2 protein-coding genes are annotated in these 1,747 nt (G+C 49.6%); both read left to right on the forward strand.

Annotated features, from left to right (window positions below):
- Positions 1–749, forward strand: a 749-nt coding sequence (aroC, locus tag NTW12_07675) for a chorismate synthase (GenBank protein ID MCX5846220.1), incomplete at its 5' end; no start/stop codon positions are given.
- Entirely contained in the window at positions 742–1,527 is a 786-nt protein-coding gene (locus NTW12_07680; GenBank protein MCX5846221.1) for a prephenate dehydrogenase/arogenate dehydrogenase family protein, read from the forward strand. The genes aroC and NTW12_07680, both read left to right, overlap by 8 nt.
- Positions 1,528–1,747: the final 220 nt, after the last annotated feature.

A 1,747-nucleotide genomic window follows, 5' to 3' on the forward strand; every position in this document is an offset into this window, starting at 1 on the left:
ATTTCAAAAAATACGGGATTCGTGATTATCGGGGTGGAGGGCGAGCCTCAGGCCGTGAAACGGCGGCACGTGTCGCTGCCGGGGCGATTGCCGGAAAAATCATCTCCCATGAAGGCATGGAAATCATTGCCTATACAAAAGTGCTGGGGGGTATTGCAATAAAGCTGGACCGTGATGGGGCGAAAAATATCTCCCCCGAAGATATTGCTGAGAACAGTTTGATGTGCCCGGATAAGGACGCTGCCCGGAAAATGGAGGCGAAACTGGAGGAAGCGAGGCGCAGCGGTGATTCCCTCGGCGGCATTGTCGAAATTATCGTCAGGCGGTGCCCTCCAGGTTTGGGAGAACCGGTATTTGACAAAATGGATGCCGATCTTGCCAAGGCCCTCATGAGTATCGGGACGGTAAAGGGAGTGGAAATTGGGGCTGGTTTTAAGGTTGCGGAAATGACCGGTTCGCAGGCAAATGACCCTATCACACCGGATGGTTTTCTATCCAATAATGCCGGTGGGATACTGGCCGGTATTACCACAGGCCAGGAGATCGTTATACGGGCAGCCTGCAAGCCGATTGCGTCCATCGCCAAGGTTCAGCAGACCATCAATGAGCGGGGGGAGCCAGTGGAGATATCGATTAAAGGGAGGCATGACGTGTCGGTAATACCCCGGATCATCCCTGTTTGTGAGGCTATGGTGAGTATTGTCCTGGCAGATCATTTACTCAGACAGAAGGCAGTTGCGCATGAATGACATCCCGATAGGCATCATTGGCGGTACCCGCGGCATGGGGGGGTGGTTTGCCCGCTTCTTTGAAAAAGAAGGATATACTGTTCATATATCCGGGAGAAATCGGGGAATGGCTGTCGCCGAAATGGCTGAGACATGTCAGGTGGTCGTCATAAGCGTTCCCATCGGAGTAACCGCTTCGGTTATTGAGAAGGTCGGTCCACATATGCTCAAGGACGCCCTCCTCATGGATCTCACTTCTCTGAAGCAGGAGCCTGTTAAAGCCATGCTGGAATCATCCGTTTCAGAGGTTATCGGATGCCATCCGCTCTTCGGACCCCAGGTCGATTCCATAGCGGGGCAGCATGTTGTTCTCTGTCCGGCAAGGGGTGAGAAGTGGATTTCCTGGCTGCAGGATGTCCTTGATAGGAACGGCGCCCTTGTTGTGGAAACAACGCCGGAGAAACATGACAAGATGATGGCGATCGTCCAGGGACTTAATCATTTTAATACCATCATGATGGGACTGGTTTTGAGCAAAGCGGGTGTGAGCTTCTTAGAACTATGCCGGTTTGCAACGCCTGCCTTTCAGGCAAAGATCGAAATCATTCAGAAGGTTTTTTGCCAGAACCCCATGCTGTATGCCGAAATCGTAACCATGAATCCTGACATTCATCAACATATCGAGGCGTATGAAAAAAACGTGGCTGAACTGAAAAATTTAATTTACCAGGGAAATGCCGCAGACGTTGCAGATATGATTGAGAAGCACGCTGCTTTTTTCAAGACTACCTCAACTTAAGATTCACGATGATGCATGGCAAAACAAGATGTAAAAATCATCAGAGGTAGTGTCTATTGAAACTACTTTTCAGGTATAACACCTACAAACAAACGGCATGGGGTGGTTTGAGTAACTGAAGATAATCGACAGAAATACTGAACGACTAAACTGTGCGGTGGCTGGGGTTACGGCTTGACAACTCCTACCAGTTACAGAAGGATAATTTATTGTTTGATTC

Source organism: Deltaproteobacteria bacterium (assembly GCA_026388545.1).
In the GTDB taxonomy this organism is placed as follows: Bacteria; Desulfobacterota; Syntrophia; order Syntrophales; family UBA2185; genus JAPLJS01.